Source organism: Terrisporobacter othiniensis, assembly GCF_000808015.1.
In the GTDB taxonomy this organism is placed as follows: domain Bacteria; phylum Bacillota; class Clostridia; order Peptostreptococcales; family Peptostreptococcaceae; genus Terrisporobacter; species Terrisporobacter muris.
Window position 1 is genome coordinate 1 of record NZ_JWHR01000119.1, and the last position, 18,457, is coordinate 18,457.

Here is an 18,457-nt window from a genome sequence, read left to right on the forward strand (position 1 = left end):
TGACAATATTATGTATAGTGTCTTTCAATTTGATAGGAAGCGAAGTTTTAGAAGATGGAACACTACAAGAGCCATTCTTTTTAATTCCAATAGCATACTTATTTCTTATTATTTCAATAATAAGTGCAATAGTTGTAAAATTAAAAAATGTATATAAATCAAAAAAATCTAGATAGAGGAGAAAAGAAAAATGAAAAATTATTATTCAAAAATATTAAACACTATAGTTTCAGTTGGTATAGCTTTAACTTTGATTTTACTTATAGGCTTCCCTTTTATTTTAGGAGCATTAAACAAAACAACTTTTACGTATATGGATTCTAAATTTATACTTATTATAACTGTGGGTATTTATATTTGTGCCATACCTTATGTAATAGCTTTATTTAATTTAAAAAGATTATGTTCTCATATCACAAGCAAAAATCCTTTTTCTGAGAGTATACCAAAAATTATAAATAACATTGCCTATTGTGCATTTAGTGAAGCTATTCTTTTTAATTTAATGAATATAGTACTTTACTTTGTGTTTAATTTATATTTTTATGGTCTTACTATTTTACTTTGCGTAATAGTTTCGTTCTTATCACTTGCCATAGGAGTTTTTGCTCTTGTTTCATCTAAATTATTTGAAATTGCCATAGATATTAAGGATGAAAATGATAGAACTATTTAAGGAGGAAAGCAGATGGCTATAATTGTAAATTTGGATGTGATGATGGCAAAAAGAAAAATGAGTGCCACAGAGCTTTCTAAGAAACTTGGAATTACCATGGCTAATTTATCCATATTAAAAAATAATAAGGCAAGGGCTGTGAGATTTACCACATTAAATGAAATATGTAAGGCTCTAGATTGTCAACCTGGAGATATTTTGGAATATGTAGCAGATGAGGATGAGATAGAGGAATAAGAGAAGGTATAATTGGGGGAGGAAATAAGAATATGAAGATTGTTAAAACAATTTTTAAAATATTTTTGGGCTTTCTAGCGATGATATTAATCTTCATAGGATTATTCTTTGGTCATATGATTTTTACTTTAATGAGTAGTGGTATGCTTTTTTGGGATAGTGAGGATGTAATATATGAAAACTGGAATATTAGATTACCACAAAATGGAGAAGAAATATATTATACAGATAGCGGTGCAAGTTTTCATGGAGATGGTGAAAGGTACTCAGTTTATGAATATGAAAATAAAGAAACTATAAATAGTGCCTTTGATTGGAAGAATAAAAAAGATGAAGATATGGAAAGAGAAATTAAAGAAGTACTAGAAAGGTTAAAAGAGCAAGATGTAAAAATATCAGAGGAATATAAAATTGACTTTAATAAAAAATATGAATATATCAGAAAAACAAAGGATGATAATTCTGAGTTATATTTGATTTACATAATTGAAGAAAATAAGATTTATGTTATTGAAGATATTTATTAAATTTAAATTGAGGGAATAGAAATGAAGAAAAAAATACTGACAACTATGATTTTATGTTTATCCATATTAATGATTGGATGTAATCAAAATAAAAATTTAGAGAATATGTCACATATAACAACTAAAGATTATACGGGAATTAAATGGAATGAAAAAATATATATTCCATTTTGTACAGTTGATCATGACCAAAGGGGTAAACAAATTGGAATTGTAGATAATGATAAAAATGATAAAGTTTATGAGTACAAAGGATACTCTACAGATGAATGGATTATATCTTTTTATTATTCTGGAGAAATGGATAACTCTATGTTAATGAGAGAGATAAGTGTAATTGATATACCAGATAATCTACACTTAGAATATGAATGAGACTAGCTTTATGTTCAAGTAAATATAATAGATGTAGATTAAAAAGGAGGAAGTTATGGGGATAACAATGTACTTACTGATAATGTTTTTTATATCAACTTTAGCATTAATAATTGGTATTATTACCAAAAATAAATTACTAGTAATTATTTTTGGTTTGATAGATTTTTTTATAATAGCTTTTATATTATTTTTAGTATTTATTTTAATACCGGCCATGTAGAGGAGAAAATAAACTTAAATATATAGGGGCACCCTCCTTTTATAAAATTATTTTGACTTTTAGTGACAAAGTTACAGAATTAAATAAAAATAATGATACAATATATATATAATAAAATTTGTTAAAAGGGAGACATAAAAATGACAAAACCATCAATTTATCATAGCCAAGGATATAATTGTGCAGAAGCACTAATTAAATCTTACAACGAAGAATTTAACACAGACATACCTGTTGCTTTAGGAAGTGGAATGGGAACAGGTATGACAGTAGGCAGTTTATGTGGAGCTGTTAATGCAGCAGTTTTAGTAGCAGGATTTATAAAAGGTAGAGAAGATAATTCTATCCCAAACGAAGCTAGAAAATATTCAAAAGAAATAATGAAAAAAGTAAGAGATCAATATGACTCAGAAATTTGTTCTAATTTGAAGAAAAATAAGGTAAGTTGTAGCGAAATAATAGATTTTTCATATAATGCATTAAAGGAAGTTTTAAAAGATTTATAAAATATGGAGATGAGATATTATGGGATTTTTATCAGGACTCTTTAGAGGCAGAGGATATACTACAATAAGTGGATCCCAGCTACAAAAGATGTTAAATAATAGCAATATATTAATTTTAGATGTTAGAAGCTTAGGGGAGTACAAAGGTGGGCATATTCCAAATGCTAGAAATATACCTGTTGATACACTTTCATCAAAATTATCAAGTTTAAGTTCATATAAAGACAGTAAAATAGTTGTATATTGTGCTTCTGGAGGAAGAAGTGCAAAGGCCTCAGATATTTTATCTAAAAATGGATTTAATAAAGTAAGCAACTTAAGTGGAGGAGTTTCTTCATATAAGGGAAAGCTAACTAAAAATTAAATATTAAAATAAGACCATCAATTTTAGATGGTCTATTTTAGTGTTACTAATTATTTTCCTTTCATCAACAAACCGTGTTGATTACAATAAATATAAAATTTTCCTCTTTCAAATTTTCCACATAGTCTTGGGAATCTCACTGTTGGACTTTGTTCAGGATATAGTTTTATCAGAAGTACACTATCATAAGTTACATAAGCAACAAATGAGATGTAATGTTCTTTAGTCATTTCGTGGTCTATTTCCACATAATAATCATTTTCCACTTCTTCAACACTTATTTTATGATTATTATCTACTATACTTGGAACAGCTGCTTTTAGCTTTCTGCCACAGCAAGAGATTTCACCCTCTCCAGTTGCACTTATTATATTGCCACAGCTTGGGCAAACATAAAATTTAATTCTTTTCATATTTCCTCCATCTACATCATTAGGTTCTAAATCTCCTAATAATATTTTTTCTATATTAATATCAAATATCTTTGATAATTCTGTAAGTATTGACACATCAGGACAGCCAAGTCCTCGTTCCCATTTTGAAACGGTTTTATCACTGATGTTTAGTAAGTCAGCCACTTGTTTTTGAGTCATATTTTTTTCTTTTCTAAGTTTTAAAATTAAACTTCCTACTTTTTCTAAGTTCATGTATGTTACCTCCACATATATAAGGATAAACTCTGAGCAATATATTTTCAATCAACTCTTCGTAGAGTTTTTATTATATTTTATATATTTAGTAATTTCCATTATAATATAAATATAGATGACTGAGAAAAATTTTCTGTTATAGTTATGAATATAATAGATAGAATAACTTGTTGAAGAAAATTTTAGGGGGATTAATTATGAATAAGAAAAGAATCTTAAATTGGATGTCGAAATTAATGTATGTTATTTATTTAGGTTCAATAGCTTATTTTATTTTTGTAAGTAAGTTAGAAAATGTATTATTTGCCTTGGCAAGCTTGCTAGGAACAATTATATTAGTGTATTTAAACAAAAGATTTGATAAACTCTTTGATACCACATTAATTATAACTTTAATTATATTTATCTTGTTTTCAGGTCTTTTGGGTTCATCTTTTGGATTTTATCATACTATAAAAAACTATGATGATTTCTTGCATATATGGTCAGGGATTATTTCTTGTAGTGTGGCATATGTTTTATTTAATTATTTTGGAAATATGGATGTAAAGAACACTAAGAGAAAAATATTCTTTATCATATTTATGTTTATGTTCAGTATGGGTGGAGCAAGTCTTTGGGAGCTTATGGAGTTTTTTATAGATAAGTTTTTAGGGATGAACTGTCAAGCGGGAGGATTAGTTGATACTATGATGGACACTTTTGATTGTTTAATTGGAAGTGTTATAATGATACCTTACTATGTTAAACAATTGCCTAAATTACATGCAAAGAATGCTTAAAATAAAGAAAATTTGAAAAAATTATTACTTGTAGTATTATAAATAAACAATAGTGAAATGGGGGAAATTCAATGAATTATGAGATAGTAGGAAAGGTAGTGCCAAGCGTGGAGGTTAGCCTGTCTAGAGGAGAGGCCATGTTTACTCAAAGTGGAGGAATGTTTTGGCAAACTGAAGGAATAAGAATGGACACAAATACAAAAGGTGGACTACTAAAAGGTATAGGAAGAATGTTTGCTGGAGAATCCATGTTTATGGCTACTTACACGGCAACACAAGAAGCTAAAATAGCTTTTGCTTCAACTGTGCCAGGGAGTATAATACCTATAAATGTTAGTGAAGGTAGATTTACTATACAAAAAGGAGCTTTTTTAGCTGCTGAGTCTTCAGTGGAATTAAAAACTACTTTTAATAAAAAGTTAGGAACTGGGGTCTTTGGTGGAGAAGGGTTTATATTACAAGAGCTAAGAGGTAGAGGAACTGCATTTTTAGAAATAGATGGTGATGCTATAGAAAAGAATTTAGCTCCAGGAGAAATAATAAAAATAGACACAGGAAATCTTGTTGGATTTGAAGATAGTGTAAGATATGAAGTAGAGTTTGTAAAAGGCCTTGGTAATGTTATATTTGGTGGTGAAGGGTTATTTTTAACTAAGCTTACAGGACCAGGTAAGGTAGTTCTTCAAACTATGAACATGAATGAATTTGCTCTAAGAGTAGGATCATTTATACCGACAAGTGAAAGTTAATAAAATAATAGATTAGGTAATAATTATATACTTGTGCAAGGGTATATCAAAAATATACGGAACCCCAATTGTTGGAGCAAAATTCTAACAATTAGGGTGTTTTTTATGATAAATATGATTAGTACTTTAAATTAAGGGTGAAAAGCAATAATATTATTTATAATAGCTACGATTTCCTCTGGAGATTCATTTAAATCATTTTCTAACCATGTTTGAACTACGGAAAAAACTCCTCCTACATTGTATTTTATAAAATAATCTAAAAATACATCGTCAACTTTTGAAGAGCTAATAAGCTTATCAATATCAGCTTTATTTGCTAAAATAATAATGCGATCCATTATATTACTTTCCATATGGTGACAAAATAATATTTTGCATAACTCCTTGTTATCCTTTATAAGTTCAAGAGCCTTAAGGAGTAAAACATCTTTATAATCTTCAACTGGAGTTTCTTCTATGTATTCTAAAATTTGATTAAATAATTCATCTTCCATTGATTGAAGTAAATCATAAGCATCCTTATAATGAGTGTAAAAAGTTCCTCTATTAATATTTGCACTTTTGCATATATCCGTAACGGTAATCTGATGAATTTTTTTATTTTCAAGCAACTCTATTAAACTTTCTTTAATTATTTTTTTAGTATATAAAATTCTTCTATTTCCTTTAACTCCTGCCATATATTCCATCCTTTTTTATTTATAAAAATAAATTTAAATTATGAGTTATTAAATGAACAAAAATAACTGAAATGTATATTTAATAACAAACTAAAAATATGTGATTATTGTAACTAGTTTATATATTATTTATACTTATTGTATTATAGCATTAACCAAACATAGTGTCTATTTAATAACAGTGAGTAATAAAAGCAAAAGATTGGGGGAAGAAATGTCATATATACAAATAATAGACGAATATAAAAGATACAAAATCGGAGAAAACACTGTTGTTGCCAACAATGGTATTAATTTTTCCATAGAAAAGGGCGAGTTTGTTATTATTCTAGGCCCAAGTGGCGCTGGAAAAACAACTGTGCTGAATATTCTTGGAGGAATGGATACTTGTGATGAAGGTAATGTAATTATTGATGATGTGGATATTTCAAAGTTTAATAATAAAGAGCTCATAAATTACAGAAGATATGATGTGGGATTTGTATTTCAATTTTATAATTTAGTACAAAATTTAACGGCAAGAGAAAACGTGGAGTTGGCAACACAAATTTGTAAAAATGCTTTGGATGTGGATAAAACTTTGGAGTTAGTTGGTCTTGGTCATAGGAAAGATAACTTCCCAAGTCAATTATCAGGCGGAGAGCAACAAAGGGTATCCATAGCAAGAGCCATAGCTAAAAATCCAAAATTACTTCTGTGTGATGAGCCAACAGGAGCTCTTGACTACAAAACAGGAAAACAGATTTTAAAAACATTACAAGATACATGTAAAAATACGGGTACAACGGTAGTAGTTATAACTCATAACTCAGCACTTGCACCAATTGCCAATAGAGTTATAAATATTAAAGATGCAAAAGTTCAAAGTGTCCAAATAAATGAGAGACCTGTTTCTGTTGAATCTATTGAATGGTAGAGGATAATATATGAAAAATAGAGCATATAAAAAATCAATAAAAAGAGAAATATTATCTTCAAAAGCTAGATTTATTTCCATAATGGCAATAATCTTCTTGGGAGTTGCTTTTTATTCTGGGATTAAATCCTGTGGACCAGATTTAAAGAATTCCATAAATGAATTTTTTGCTAAACAAAATTTAATGGATAGTAAGATAGTATCTAGTATAGGACTTAATGAAAATGATTTAAAGTTACTTGAAAATAATGATAAAATTCTTGATTATTATGCAACACATAGTGTTGATGTTAACTTAACTAATACAAATAATGTTGTTAAGTTTATGGAGTATGACACAAGTAGCTCTGACAAGATGAACAAAGCTGTTGTAACAGAAGGTAGATTACCAAGAAGTAGTGGTGAAATTGCTTTAGATGTAAATGCACTGAAGGTAGATAAAAATCTAAAGATAGGTGATAATTATGTTATAGAATCTGATGAAGATAGTGAAAGTTATTTTAAAAAGAAGACTTTTAAGATTGTTGGATTTGTTCAAAGTCCAATCTACATAGACAATACGTCTAGAGGAAGTACTACTGTTGGAAAAGGAAGTATAGACTATTTTGCATTGATAAATAGCAAAGATATGTCTATGGATGTATACAGTGAGATTTATGTAAGATTTAAAAATACTAAAAGCTTTGGTGCATATAGTGATGAATATAAAGATAAGATGGAAGAAAATAATAAATATCTTGAAAACTTATATTCACATAGAAATATAGAAAGAATACAGGAAATTAAATCAGATGCACAAAAAGAATTTGATAAAGCTTATAAAAAAATAGAAAAAAATGAAAAGAAGCTTGAAGATGCTCAGACTGAAATAGACAATGGTAAAATGCAATTTTTAGATGGTAAGAAAGAATATGAGCAGACTTTATCAAAGTTTAAACAAGAAATAAAAGATAATGAAAAATTACTAATTGACAATGAAATAAAGTTAAACCAGGGTCAAATAGAAATTGATAAGCAAAAAGAAACATTATTACAAGGTGAAAAACAACTTGAAAGTGCTAAAGTGGAACTGGATAATTCCAAGGAGGTTTTTATAAATCAAGGAATTGATCCAACAAAAGATACAAAGAAATATGAAAATCAAATAAAAAATCTAAATAATTTGATTTCAACATATGATGAACTATCTAAGGATATAAAAGAAAGCGCAAATAATTTAAATGAAAACAATCAAATTCCAATTGAAAAAATTAAGTATTGGAAAGCTATAATTTCAAATCCAAACTTGGGATCAAACGAATTAAGTGATTTAGTTAATATATTAGAAAAGGATCAATCAAATATTGAAATAGCTCTTAACCTTGCACAAAATATAGATAGAGTTAGGGATAGTGTAAGTAATACTAAATCAAATTTAGAAACCTTGGTAAGTGGAATAATTAAGTACCAACAAGGTGTGAAAACTTATGAAAAACAAAGTAACAATTTAAGAGAAGGAAAAACTAAGATAAAAGAAGCTCAAGAGGAACTAGATAAAGGTAAAAAAGAAATAGAACAAGGTAAAAAGGATCTTGAAAAAGGGAAAATACAAGGTCAAATAGAACTTGAAAAGGCTAAGAAAGAAATTGAGGACTCTGAGAAAAAACTTCTTTATGGAGAGAAAGAAATTAAGGAAAATAAAGAGAAACTTCTAGATGCTAAAAAAGAAATAGATGAAGAAAAAGAAAAATTAGATGAACTAGATGATAGTAAATATTATTTCTTTGATAGAGGAGATAATCCAGGATATTCAACTTACAAAGGTTCAATTGATAGTTTAGATAAAATAGCATCTGTGTTTCCTGTATTTTTCTTCTTAGTTGCAGCACTAATATGCTTAACTACCATGACAAGAATGGTGGAAGAAAATAGAATAGAAATAGGAACACTAAAGGCGCTAGGTTATAGAGACTTAGAAATAGCTAGAAAATATATAGTTTATGCTTCTATTGCCAGTTTTGCAGGTGCTATAACTGGTATATTGGTTGGAAGCAGCATACTGCCATATATAGTTAATATAGCTTATTCGTCTAATTTTACTTTGCCAAAAGTTATAATAAGCTTCTATCCATCATATATAATTCAGTCTTTAGTAGCATCGTTACTTTGCACAGTTGGAGCTGCACTTGTTGTACTAAAAGAAGAATTAAGAGAAAATCCTTCTAATTTAATGAGAGTAAAAGCACCAAAGCTTGGTAAAAAAATATTATTAGAGCGAATTAGACCTATATGGAGAAGACTTAACTTTAACCAAAAAGTAACTTTTAGAAATCTTTTTAGATATAAACAAAGAATGTTGATGACTATATTTGGTATATCAGGATGTATGGCAATGCTTGTAGCAGGAATATCTCTTGAAAAATCAAACTCATCACTATCTAGCTTACAATTTGGAAAAATAATAAAATATGATGCAATGGTTGTATTTGAAGATAATAGTACTGCAAGTGAAGACGAAGAATATGAAAAATATTTAAAAAGCTTAGATAATTATGAAGATGGCTTAAATGTTTATCAAGAATCAGTTACTTTTAGTAAAGAAAATATGAGTAAGCAAAGTGCTATGATGTATGTGCCAGAAAATATATATAAGCTAAATGACTTTATTTTACTTAATGATAGAGCAAGTGGTGTAACATACAAATTAAGTGATGATGGAGTTATGATAAATGAAAAGCTGGCAAAACTTTTAAAAGTTTCTGCGGGAGGTTATATAACCTTAACTGATGCAGATAATAATAATCATAAAGTAAAGGTAGACAATATAGTAGAAAACTACACAGGTCATTATATTTATTTATCACCAACATATTATAAAAAGATATTTAAAGATGATGTTAAATATAATATTCAATTATTAAACTTCACTTCTAAAATTAAAGATGAAGATAAATTATCATCAGCACTTATGGATAATGATAAGGTTATAAACGTAACCCTTACTTCTAAAATGAAAAGCATGAGTGAAGCAGCTGACATAGGACTTGTTATGATAGTAATAATTGTTGCATCAGGTAGTTTAGCATTTGTTGTATTATACAACCTAATAAATATAAATGTATCAGAACGTATTAGAGAAATATCTACTATAAAGGTACTAGGATTCTATGATAATGAAGTGGATATGTATATATTTAGAGAAAATATAATACTTACATTTATGGGTATACTTGCAGGGTCTGTTTTAGGAAAAATTTTATATGTATTTTTAATAAGCACAGCAGAAATGGACAATATGATGATGGTACCAACAGTTGATATGAGTAGCTATATTATATCCGGTATAATCACAATGATTTTTGCAATACTTGTTATGATAATGATGCACAACAAATTAAAAAACATAAATATGATAGATGCACTTAAATCTGTAGAATAAATTAATTATGAAATGTAGTTACTAAGTATATGAAATTAGTAACTACATTTTTTAGATTAAAGTAATTTCCCAACTTGTTACTTGGCAACGGGCGAAGCCGTTGGCGATATGAAGTGGAGCGACCACTCCGTGGCTTAAGCGAAGCGAATTTTTTATTTGATTATCTTCTAAAAAGAATAAGTCTAATTAATATTATATAAAACAAATAAATCATATTATAAGGAATATTATATAATATAATATATAAGCAACTAATATGTTGTGTGTTGTTTAAATTTGATTAAAGATTAGATTTACACCTAGGAGTGTCAATTGGGGAGGTATCATGAAACTAAGTATAATTGGAGTGCCAACTTATTATGGATGTGATAATAATGGAACACAATATTCACCAGAAAAACTAAGAAATGCAAATATTATTAATTTAATAAAAGATAATGGGGAAATAGAAGTTGCAGATCTTGGAGATATTGATATAAAAGAAGTAATTGAAAGAGACAAGTTTAAAAATGAAAAAGATATTAAATATTTTGAAAGTATATATGATTTAAACTTAAAGTTAGCTAAGGCTGTAGATAAGGCAATGGATGGTAGTGACTTCACATTAATATTAGGAGGAGATCACGGTATAGGACTGGGGAGTATAACAGGTGCTAGTAAGCACTCAAAAAATTTAGGGGTTGTATGGATTGATGCTCATGGCGATTTTAATACATGTGAAACATCTCCAAGTAAGAATTTTCATGGGATGCCTTTAGCATGTTTATGTGGACATGGAGACTCAAGATTAGTTAATTTATATTATAACGGTGTCAAAATAGAAGAAAAAAATGTATTCCATATAGGGGGAAGAGATATAGATAAGGACGAACAAGAGTTACTAGATAATTCCAAAGTAAATCTTTATGATAAAAAAGTTATAGATAAAATAGGATTTGAAAATGTTATTTATGATATATTAAAAAAATGCAATGAACAAGATATAGATGGTCTTCATATAAGTCTTGATATAGATTTTATGGATAAGTTTATAGTAGAAGGTACGGGAACAAGAGTTGCTGGAGGATATACTTTGGACGATACTAAATATATTTTAAGATGTCTTATAAATACAGGTATTGTTAAATCTATGGATTTTGTTGAATTCAATCCCAAATTAGATGTAAATGATAATACTTTAAAAATATGTAAGGATTTATTAATTTATTTTGGACAATGTTTACTCAGTAAAAAATTAGTTATGTGTTAGACCATGTAGGGCTGTAGATGAGTTTGTATAAAATCAAACTTAACTACAGTCTATTTTTATTACTTCTAAAATTAAGTAGAAAATAGGAATTCAAATTGAGATAAAACCTTGACTAAATATTATTGTTATTTATAAATGGGAATATTTTGATTTACAAAATATATCGAATTTGGTAAAATAAAATAATAAAATTTTGAATATCAAAATATTGGAGGAACAAAATGAAAAACAATAAAAAAATTTGTATTTTTATTACAATGATAATTATGTTAATTTCAGGTATTATAGGATTTAATTCATTAAACCCATCTAAGCCAAATTATACAGATGATAGTAAGGTTAATGTTACAAAACAAAAAGAACATATAAATAACATAGCTAAGAAGCCACATTCTATATTTGATGATGAGGCAAAAAAAGAAGTAAGGGATTATTTGATTTCTGAATTGAAAGAGTTGGGATTAGAACCAAAAATATATGGATATGAGGAGATTTACGAAAAAAGAAGCGATAGTAATGTGGATATAGAAAATATTTATGCTGAAATAAAAGGTAAATCAGATTCATACATAATGCTTGCTACTCACTATGATAGCTCTCATGCTAAAAAAGAGCGATATGCAGAAAAGGATGGTTCTTTAGGTGCAGCTGATGCAGGATATGCACTATCAACTATATTAGAAACGCTTAGAGTTATAAAAGAATCTGATGTTCAATTAGAAAATGGTATTAAAATACTATTAACTGATGGTGAAGAATATGGCTTATTGGGGGCAAAAGAAGCTGTAAAAGAAAGTGAAATTTTAGAAGGTGTGAATTATGTAGTTAATATAGAAGCAAGAGGAACTAAAGGTCCTGCTATTATGTTTGAAACTAGCCCTAATAATACACCTGTTATAGATTTATATGAACATAGTGAAAAGCCGTTTTCATATTCTATAACTCCTGAAATATATAGATTATTACCTAATGCAACTGATTTTACAGTATTTTTAGAAAATAATTTAACAGGAATAAATATAAGTGTACTTGACGGATTAGAAAATTATCATACACCGAGTGATAATCCAGAAAACTTAAGTGATAAGTCTATGCAACATTATGGGGATCAAGTATTACCTATAGTTAAAGAATTTGTAAGTAATGAGAAGTATTCAAATCAAGATGCATTTAAAGGTAAAGATGATTCAATATTCTTTAGTTTAGGTAATCAATTTATAAAATATTCTAAAACCATAAATATAGGATTTTTAATAATTTTATTAGCAGGAATTCTATTTATAGCTAAAAAGTTTAAAGTTAAAAGTATTAAAAAAATTGCTAAATATACAGGTATAAACTTAGGATTTACATCATTTGCAATGGCCATAGGATATGGAATAAGTAGATTGCTTGCTGTAGTAAATGGTAGAGAATTCAAATTGACTTATCTTCCTTTAATTAAGTTTGAATATATTATATTTATAGCAGTTATGGCTTTATTATTTATAAGTTATTTATTTTTAGTAAAAAAATGTACTAATAATTTAGAAGAATCAAATGAATTTACAATAGGCTCTTTAATAGTATTATTTATACTATCAATTATATTTACTGTAGGATTGCCAGGAGCTAGTTATTTAACAGTATTCCCTGCATTATTAATAACTTTAAGTATGATTTTAAAAATTGTTCTTAATAAGTTTGAAAAAATATCGTATATAATGCTATTACCAATTGCATTAATAACGATATTATACGTACCAACAATTTATTTGTTTAACTGTGCTTTAACAATAGGAGCTCTTTGTGCAAATATATTCTTTGCTATGATAGCTTTTATATCTATTGTAATAGGATTTGTTAATATAAAAGATTTAAGATAATTAGTAAAGAAAATTAAACTATATACTGTAAAAATAAGTGTTATAAATATGCCTGTTTTTATGATGATAATAAAAAATGCAATTAGATATAATAATCTAATTGCATTTTTTTACTTATTTTTGTCAGTTTTTTATGATAAACTTCGTATTAACTAATGTAAAAGCTTTTACAGGGAGGAAATAAATTGAAGGATAAATTGATAATTAAATATATAAAAAAATGTAACCCAAAAGGTATGGAGATGTTAATAGATAATTACAATGGATTACTTACTTCAGTAGTTAGAAAACATATAAATCCTGTATTAAATTACGAGGAAGAATGTATAAGTGATGTTCTCTTTGCCATTTGGGAAAATATTGAAGGATTTAATAATAAGGAAAATTCTTTTAAAAATTGGATATGTGCAATTGCAAAGTACAAAGCAATTGATTATAAAAGAAAATATATATCTAAAATAAGTGAAGAACTGGATTCTAATATTTTATATATAGATGAAAATTTATACAAACTAGATATGGAAGAAGAAATAAATGAACTTTTAAGCTCATTAAATTATAAAGATAAAGAACTTTTCAAAAGGTACTACTTAAATGGGGACGAGTTAGAAGAAATAGCAAAGGATACTAATACAAATGTACCTGCCTTACATAGTAGACTATCTAGAGGTAGGAAGAAAATTAGAAGAAGTATTTTAAAGTAGGAGAGTGAGATTATGAAAAATAAGTTTGAAATTTTTAATAAAATAAAGATAGATACGGATAAATATGAGGAGGCTGAAACTAGCAATAATGAAGAATTAAAAATAAAAATGAAAGAAAAATTAAACTCATCAAAAAGATTAAATAAAAAGAAAGTAAAACATAATAAAATTATAAAAGGTATTGCATCAATAGCAATTATAGCTATGGGAATTGGTGTATTTACTCCTTCCTTAGCAGATAATTTGAAAAAAAGATTGCCAGAGTTTGAAACAATGTTAGATAAAATAAAAGAGTCTGTTGATGGTGGTACAGTTGAGTATGATCCTAAACTCTATCCAGAACTAGAAGAAGAAAAAGAAGAACATAAAAAAAGTAAACTTATAGCAACGCCTATAAATGTATCTAGTAAAGATGATGGATTAAAAATTACCATAGATAAAGCAATGTATGACAAGAAAAAGTTATATCTTGATATGACTCTAACAACAGATGAACCTTTCAATGAAAGTAAGTATAAAAAAACAGTGGGTGACTCTCCTTATGGTGATGGAATAAAAGAAATGTATATTGAGGATTTAATAATATATATGAATGATATTGAGGCAGATGGTTATGGTTATGGTCCTGGTATTGTTGAATTTGTTGATAAAAATACTATTAAACTTAGTTATTTAATTGAGCTAGATATTAATAATGATATTGAAGATGTAAATTTTAAAATAAGTTTTGGAACTAAAAAATATAAAGATTCTTTATTTACAAATTCTTATGATGGAAAATGGTCTTTTGATTTTAATATAAAAGCCATAGATGATAATGCAAAGAGTATAGTAGTAGATAAAAAAGATGGAGATTACACTTTGAAAAAAGTTGAGGTAACAGATACATATATTGAAGTTAAAATGGAACTTCCTTTCCAACCATCACTGGGAAATCCTCATGATAACTTTATAATAGTTTATGATGATAAGGGAAGAGCGTTGGAAATGTCTACAGGAAGCGATGGAAAAAATAAAATGTATACTCAAATAAATGAATTAATTGATATAGGAGAAATTCCTTTATATATTGATATTTTAGTTTGTACAAATTATGGAGAAGAAGCAAATCCTTTATCTAGTTTTAGGGTAGACCTGAAATAAATTTATTGATTTTAAGGAAGTTAAAAATAAGCTTAAAGAATTAATTCACAAGATTGTAAATAATATCTAAAGAAATTGTAATATTAAGAGGGGTAGAAAACTGTATGTATTTATCCTACGTACAGTTTTTTAATGTATAATTAAATTATAGAAATAAGTTAAATATTAAAAATAATAAAAAATAAAAGACTAAATGATAGTAGGCATGGAGTATATAGTAACTGATGAAAAATTAGAAGATATTTTCTTGGGATTAAATTAAGGGGATGGGTATATGTTTTTTAATAAACAAGTAATTTATAATGGGTCATCAAAGAAGAAATACAATGAAATAATTAATATACTAGAGTTGAATAATATAAAGTATACTGAGAAAATAAGAAATATAAATAAAGATATTGGACCTATGATGAATAAAATGATGGTTGGAACTTTAGGTGAAAAAGAAGATTTTTCTTATGAGTATACTATTTGGGTAAGCGATGAGAAATATGAACTTGCTTCTAATTTAATAAAAAATATTGAAATTTGATTTATGTCTAATTTTATAATTAGCATAAAAATTAGAATTTAGATAACATATTACTAAAAATATAGTAAAGAGGAGAGTATAAATTATGAAATGTCCATATTGCAATAATGAGATGGTGTTGGGAATTATACGTGGGGGAAGAGACTCAGTAAAATGGATTCCTAAGGAAAAAGATAAAGGAGCAATTTTATCAACCTTTGTAAAAGGAGTTACAATTTTAGAGTGGATGAACTCAAAAGTAGAAGGATACTATTGTAAAGAATGCAATAAAATTACCATAGATGTGCCAAAACAATTATAGTTTTATAGAAAGTATGAAGAAGTGAAAGATTTACTGAGCAAGTTTAATATTGATTTGCCAAAGAAAGGCACTTCTACAGATGGTGGAAAAGAATTATACACTATCTCATTTGATTTAGATAAATCAGGCGATGTTTAATTGAAGATTAATTATGATATAGTGATATAAAAGTCTAGTAAGATTATAAGAGGTGAAAAATGAAACTTATAAGAATATGCTCCAAAGATGATCGTTACTTTAAAGAGCCTATGGAAATATATAAAAGTAGCTTTCCAATATTTGAACAAAGAACGTTAAAATCACAGATAGATGTATTAGAAAATAAAGAATATTATTGTAGTGTTATTTATGAAAATGATTAACTAATAGGAATACTTTTTTATTGGGAATATGATAAATATAGGTATATAGAACATTTAGCTATACCTAAAAAATTAAGAGGAAAAAACTATGGCTCTAAAATATTAGAAAAGTTCTGCCAAAGTAATAAAAACACTATACTAGAAATTGATATTCCCATAGATGATATATCAATTAAAAGATTAAATTTTTATTCCAAATTAGGTTTTAAAATACAAAACTTTGAACATATACATCCTCAATATAGAAAGGAATATGAGGGTCATAGTTTGAGAGTGATGAGTTATAATAAAGATTTATCAGAGGACGAGTATTATATATTTAATGAATTTTTAAATAAAACAGTTATGAAGTTTTCAGAGTGCAACGTTTAAGGATAGGCAAAATGTCTATCTTTTTTTATTGTAAGGAAATTATATGTTATCTGTCCTGTGTATGGCGTATAATTTCCAACTTTGTTACTTGAGCAATGAGCGAAGCGAATTTTTTACATATTAGTTTGCTTTTTATAAAAATTTCCAAAGTCTTATATAAGTAACTATATTTTAGATGAATTTAGTAAAGAATATAATATGAATCTAAAATTAGGAGGTAAAGACAATGGGAAATAATATGGTAATGGAATATTCTATGTTTTGTTACTAATGTGAACAAACAGCAGGGGGAAAGGGCTGTACAAAACTAGATGTATGTGGAAAAACACCAGAAGTAGCAAATCTTCAAGACTTACTTATTTATCAAATAAAAGGGATAAGCTGCTATGCAAAAGAGATAGTTGAAAAAGGAGAAAATGTAGATAAAGATATAGTAAAATTTATTAAAAATTCTTTATTTACAACTTTGACAAATGTAAATTTTGATGCTGATATTCATGTACAAATGTTAAAAGAGTCTCAAAAAATAAAAGAGGCGTTAAGAAAAAAGTGGGTAAAATTAAAAATGATACAGAACATGCTACATATAATTTAAGTGAAACAAAAGCAGAAATGCTTCAAGATGCAAAAAAAGCAGGAATAATGTATGATGGTGAACTGGACCCAGATATTCGTTCACTACGCCAAACTATAGTATATGGATTAAAAGGAATTGCAGCTTATGGTCATCAAGCAAGAGAGCGGAGTTACTTCGATGATGAAGTTGATAATTTTTATGTTAGGGCGTTGGAAGCAACAACAGATGATAATTTAAGCCTTGAAGATTTAATAAGATGGACTATGAGAACTGGTGGAATGATTCCTTGTCATGGTTATCCACAACTTAAAAAGTATGATCATTTAGTAGGAAATTTTGGTGGTGCATGGCAAGATCAGCAAAAAGAATTTGATAACATACCAGGTTGTGTACTTATGACTACAAACTGCTTGATGAAACCTAGAGAATCATACAAAGATAGAATATTTACTACAAGTGTAGTTGGTTGGGATGGTGTTAAGTATATTGGGGTAGGAGCAGATGGTAAAAAAGACTTTACTCCAATAATAGAAAAGGCACTTGAACTTGGAGGATACGAAGAAGATCAAGAACCACATGAAATACTAGTTGGGTTTGGCCATCACGCCACACTTTCTTATGCAGAAGATATTGTTAATGCAGTTAAAGACGGAAAAATAAGACACTTTTTCTTAATAGGTGGATGTGATGGAGCGAGACCTGGTAGAAATTATTACACTGAATTTACTAAAAAAGTTCCAGATGATTGTGTGATTTTAACGCTAGCTTGTGGTAAATATAGATTTAATAAATTAGATTTTGGGGAAGTAGCAGGCCTTCCAAGACTTCTTTATGTTGGTCAATGTAACGATGCTTATTCAGCAGTTAAAATTGCAACATCTCTGGCAGATGCTTTTGATACTGATGTAAATGGATTACCACTATCATTAATCATATCTTGGTATGAACAAAAGGCAGTGGCAGATTTATTGGCATTACTATCACTTGGAATAAAGGGCATATATTTAGGCCCTACACTTTCAGCCTTCTTAAGTCCAAATGTACTTCAATATTTAGTAGATACATTTGATTTAAGATCAATAAGCACACCAGATGATGATTTAAAAACTTGCTTACAACAAGGAATATAAACAATAATTTTTATACTGTGATGTTTGAGTATAATGTAATTGTTAGAGTAACTAATAAAGTATTGCAGTAATTTTAAGTTATTTAAAGACCGTGTTAGAATAATACGGTCCTATTT

23 protein-coding genes and 1 pseudogene are annotated in these 18,457 nt (G+C 27.6%); 22 read left to right on the forward strand and 2 right to left on the reverse strand.

Annotated elements, in window-relative coordinates; genetic code table 11:
* The first annotated feature begins 17 nt into the window (after nucleotides 1-17).
* From QX51_RS21685 to QX51_RS14980, 8 genes are all read left to right on the forward strand, one after another.
* A complete protein-coding gene (locus tag QX51_RS21685; RefSeq protein ID WP_242842759.1) occupies nucleotides 18-176 on the forward strand; it encodes a DUF3955 domain-containing protein in 159 nt (52 codons plus the stop codon).
* 14 nt (nucleotides 177-190) lie between these two features.
* Entirely contained in the window at nucleotides 191-676 is a 486-nt protein-coding gene (locus QX51_RS14955) for a DUF2975 domain-containing protein (protein ID WP_039680703.1), read from the forward strand.
* Nucleotides 677-688: 12 nt separating this feature from the next.
* Nucleotides 689-913, forward strand: a complete 225-nt coding sequence (locus tag QX51_RS14960) for a helix-turn-helix domain-containing protein (RefSeq protein ID WP_039680704.1) — start codon at nucleotides 689-691, stop codon at nucleotides 911-913.
* A 32-nt stretch (nucleotides 914-945) separates the two neighbouring features.
* A complete protein-coding gene (locus QX51_RS14965; protein ID WP_039680705.1) occupies nucleotides 946-1,440 on the forward strand; it encodes a hypothetical protein in 495 nt (164 codons plus the stop codon).
* 21 nt (nucleotides 1,441-1,461) lie between these two features.
* Complete coding sequence (locus QX51_RS14970) at nucleotides 1,462-1,815, forward strand: hypothetical protein (protein ID WP_039680706.1); 354 nt, start codon at nucleotides 1,462-1,464, stop codon at nucleotides 1,813-1,815.
* Nucleotides 1,816-1,870: 55 nt separating this feature from the next.
* Entirely contained in the window at nucleotides 1,871-2,038 is a 168-nt protein-coding gene (locus QX51_RS20720) for a hypothetical protein (protein WP_161791931.1), read from the forward strand.
* A gap of 140 nt (nucleotides 2,039-2,178) precedes the next feature.
* Nucleotides 2,179-2,544, forward strand: a complete 366-nt coding sequence (locus QX51_RS14975) for a C-GCAxxG-C-C family (seleno)protein (RefSeq protein WP_039680707.1) — start codon at nucleotides 2,179-2,181, stop codon at nucleotides 2,542-2,544.
* A gap of 19 nt (nucleotides 2,545-2,563) precedes the next feature.
* Nucleotides 2,564-2,908, forward strand: coding sequence for a rhodanese-like domain-containing protein (locus QX51_RS14980; RefSeq protein WP_039680708.1), 345 nt, complete (start codon nucleotides 2,564-2,566; stop codon nucleotides 2,906-2,908).
* A 50-nt stretch (nucleotides 2,909-2,958) separates the two neighbouring features.
* On the opposite strand, the gene QX51_RS14985 is transcribed toward QX51_RS14980, so the two are convergent.
* Nucleotides 2,959-3,555: a helix-turn-helix domain-containing protein gene (locus tag QX51_RS14985; RefSeq protein WP_039680709.1), complete on the reverse strand. Its 597-nt coding sequence runs from the start codon at nucleotides 3,553-3,555 to the stop codon at nucleotides 2,959-2,961.
* A gap of 200 nt (nucleotides 3,556-3,755) precedes the next feature.
* Between QX51_RS14985 and QX51_RS14990 the strand changes: the two genes are divergently transcribed.
* Entirely contained in the window at nucleotides 3,756-4,340 is a 585-nt protein-coding gene (locus tag QX51_RS14990; RefSeq protein ID WP_039680710.1) for a DUF2238 domain-containing protein, read from the forward strand.
* 71 nt (nucleotides 4,341-4,411) lie between these two features.
* Entirely contained in the window at nucleotides 4,412-5,089 is a 678-nt protein-coding gene (locus QX51_RS14995; protein WP_039680711.1) for a TIGR00266 family protein, read from the forward strand.
* 131 nt (nucleotides 5,090-5,220) lie between these two features.
* On the opposite strand, the gene QX51_RS15000 is transcribed toward QX51_RS14995, so the two are convergent.
* A complete protein-coding gene (locus tag QX51_RS15000; RefSeq protein ID WP_039680712.1) occupies nucleotides 5,221-5,772 on the reverse strand; it encodes a TetR/AcrR family transcriptional regulator in 552 nt (183 codons plus the stop codon).
* 214 nt (nucleotides 5,773-5,986) lie between these two features.
* Between QX51_RS15000 and QX51_RS15005 the strand changes: the two genes are divergently transcribed.
* The 12 genes and pseudogenes from QX51_RS15005 (at nucleotide 5,987) to hcp (ending at nucleotide 18,341) form a co-directional block, all read left to right on the forward strand.
* The gene (locus QX51_RS15005; protein WP_039680713.1) at nucleotides 5,987-6,688 is read left to right on the forward strand and encodes an ABC transporter ATP-binding protein; all 702 of its coding nucleotides are present in this window, start codon (nucleotides 5,987-5,989) and stop codon (nucleotides 6,686-6,688) included.
* Between the two features lie 10 nt (nucleotides 6,689-6,698).
* A complete protein-coding gene (locus QX51_RS15010) occupies nucleotides 6,699-10,106 on the forward strand; it encodes an FtsX-like permease family protein (protein WP_039680714.1) in 3,408 nt (1,135 codons plus the stop codon).
* A gap of 325 nt (nucleotides 10,107-10,431) precedes the next feature.
* Nucleotides 10,432-11,355 (forward strand): arginase, encoded by a 924-nt coding sequence (gene rocF, locus QX51_RS15015; RefSeq protein WP_039680715.1) that lies wholly within the window; start codon nucleotides 10,432-10,434, stop codon nucleotides 11,353-11,355.
* Between the two features lie 221 nt (nucleotides 11,356-11,576).
* Nucleotides 11,577-13,220 carry a M28 family peptidase gene (locus QX51_RS20100; RefSeq protein ID WP_074078776.1) on the forward strand — a complete coding sequence of 548 codons (1,644 nt, stop codon included), beginning with the start codon at nucleotides 11,577-11,579 and terminating at the stop codon, nucleotides 13,218-13,220.
* Nucleotides 13,221-13,405: 185 nt separating this feature from the next.
* Nucleotides 13,406-13,924 (forward strand): sigma-70 family RNA polymerase sigma factor, encoded by a 519-nt coding sequence (locus QX51_RS15025; protein ID WP_039680716.1) that lies wholly within the window; start codon nucleotides 13,406-13,408, stop codon nucleotides 13,922-13,924.
* Between the two features lie 12 nt (nucleotides 13,925-13,936).
* The gene (locus tag QX51_RS15030; protein ID WP_039680717.1) at nucleotides 13,937-15,067 is read left to right on the forward strand and encodes a DUF4179 domain-containing protein; all 1,131 of its coding nucleotides are present in this window, start codon (nucleotides 13,937-13,939) and stop codon (nucleotides 15,065-15,067) included.
* A 274-nt stretch (nucleotides 15,068-15,341) separates the two neighbouring features.
* Entirely contained in the window at nucleotides 15,342-15,599 is a 258-nt protein-coding gene (locus QX51_RS15035) for a hypothetical protein (RefSeq protein WP_039680718.1), read from the forward strand.
* A gap of 85 nt (nucleotides 15,600-15,684) precedes the next feature.
* Nucleotides 15,685-15,900 carry a PF20097 family protein gene (locus tag QX51_RS15040; RefSeq protein WP_039680719.1) on the forward strand — a complete coding sequence of 72 codons (216 nt, stop codon included), beginning with the start codon at nucleotides 15,685-15,687 and terminating at the stop codon, nucleotides 15,898-15,900.
* 197 nt (nucleotides 15,901-16,097) lie between these two features.
* Entirely contained in the window at nucleotides 16,098-16,262 is a 165-nt protein-coding gene (locus QX51_RS21285; RefSeq protein WP_242842758.1) for a hypothetical protein, read from the forward strand.
* A 9-nt stretch (nucleotides 16,263-16,271) separates the two neighbouring features.
* The gene (locus QX51_RS21840) at nucleotides 16,272-16,634 is read left to right on the forward strand and encodes a GNAT family N-acetyltransferase (protein WP_408645577.1); all 363 of its coding nucleotides are present in this window, start codon (nucleotides 16,272-16,274) and stop codon (nucleotides 16,632-16,634) included.
* A gap of 331 nt (nucleotides 16,635-16,965) precedes the next feature.
* Nucleotides 16,966-17,229, forward strand: a pseudogene (locus QX51_RS21690) (hypothetical protein); the annotation flags it as partial.
* Nucleotides 17,184-18,341, forward strand: coding sequence for a hydroxylamine reductase (hcp, locus tag QX51_RS15050; RefSeq protein WP_330376093.1), 1,158 nt, complete (start codon nucleotides 17,184-17,186; stop codon nucleotides 18,339-18,341). The pseudogene QX51_RS21690 and the gene hcp, both read left to right, overlap by 46 nt.
* The last annotated feature ends 116 nt before the right edge of the window (nucleotides 18,342-18,457 follow it).

What these genes read in the sequence shown, in the direction of transcription:
- QX51_RS14955 (WP_039680703.1), top strand. Translation starts at nt 191, where the DNA reads ATGAAAAATTATTATTCAAAAATATTAAACACTATAGTTTCAGTTGGT.
- QX51_RS14960 (WP_039680704.1), top strand. Translation starts at nt 689, where the DNA reads ATGGCTATAATTGTAAATTTGGATGTGATGATGGCAAAAAGAAAAATG.
- QX51_RS14965 (WP_039680705.1), top strand. Translation starts at nt 946, where the DNA reads ATGAAGATTGTTAAAACAATTTTTAAAATATTTTTGGGCTTTCTAGCG.
- QX51_RS14970 (WP_039680706.1), top strand. Translation starts at nt 1,462, where the DNA reads ATGAAGAAAAAAATACTGACAACTATGATTTTATGTTTATCCATATTA.
- QX51_RS20720 (WP_161791931.1), top strand. Translation starts at nt 1,871, where the DNA reads ATGGGGATAACAATGTACTTACTGATAATGTTTTTTATATCAACTTTA.
- QX51_RS14975 (WP_039680707.1), top strand. Translation starts at nt 2,179, where the DNA reads ATGACAAAACCATCAATTTATCATAGCCAAGGATATAATTGTGCAGAA.
- QX51_RS14980 (WP_039680708.1), top strand. Translation starts at nt 2,564, where the DNA reads ATGGGATTTTTATCAGGACTCTTTAGAGGCAGAGGATATACTACAATA.
- QX51_RS14985 (WP_039680709.1), bottom strand. Translation starts at nt 3,555, where the DNA reads ATGAACTTAGAAAAAGTAGGAAGTTTAATTTTAAAACTTAGAAAAGAA.
- QX51_RS14990 (WP_039680710.1), top strand. Translation starts at nt 3,756, where the DNA reads ATGAATAAGAAAAGAATCTTAAATTGGATGTCGAAATTAATGTATGTT.
- QX51_RS14995 (WP_039680711.1), top strand. Translation starts at nt 4,412, where the DNA reads ATGAATTATGAGATAGTAGGAAAGGTAGTGCCAAGCGTGGAGGTTAGC.
- QX51_RS15000 (WP_039680712.1), bottom strand. Translation starts at nt 5,772, where the DNA reads ATGGCAGGAGTTAAAGGAAATAGAAGAATTTTATATACTAAAAAAATA.
- QX51_RS15005 (WP_039680713.1), top strand. Translation starts at nt 5,987, where the DNA reads ATGTCATATATACAAATAATAGACGAATATAAAAGATACAAAATCGGA.
- QX51_RS15010 (WP_039680714.1), top strand. Translation starts at nt 6,699, where the DNA reads ATGAAAAATAGAGCATATAAAAAATCAATAAAAAGAGAAATATTATCT.
- rocF (WP_039680715.1), top strand. Translation starts at nt 10,432, where the DNA reads ATGAAACTAAGTATAATTGGAGTGCCAACTTATTATGGATGTGATAAT.
- QX51_RS20100 (WP_074078776.1), top strand. Translation starts at nt 11,577, where the DNA reads ATGAAAAACAATAAAAAAATTTGTATTTTTATTACAATGATAATTATG.
- QX51_RS15030 (WP_039680717.1), top strand. Translation starts at nt 13,937, where the DNA reads ATGAAAAATAAGTTTGAAATTTTTAATAAAATAAAGATAGATACGGAT.
- QX51_RS15035 (WP_039680718.1), top strand. Translation starts at nt 15,342, where the DNA reads ATGTTTTTTAATAAACAAGTAATTTATAATGGGTCATCAAAGAAGAAA.
- QX51_RS15040 (WP_039680719.1), top strand. Translation starts at nt 15,685, where the DNA reads ATGAAATGTCCATATTGCAATAATGAGATGGTGTTGGGAATTATACGT.
- QX51_RS21285 (WP_242842758.1), top strand. Translation starts at nt 16,098, where the DNA reads ATGAAACTTATAAGAATATGCTCCAAAGATGATCGTTACTTTAAAGAG.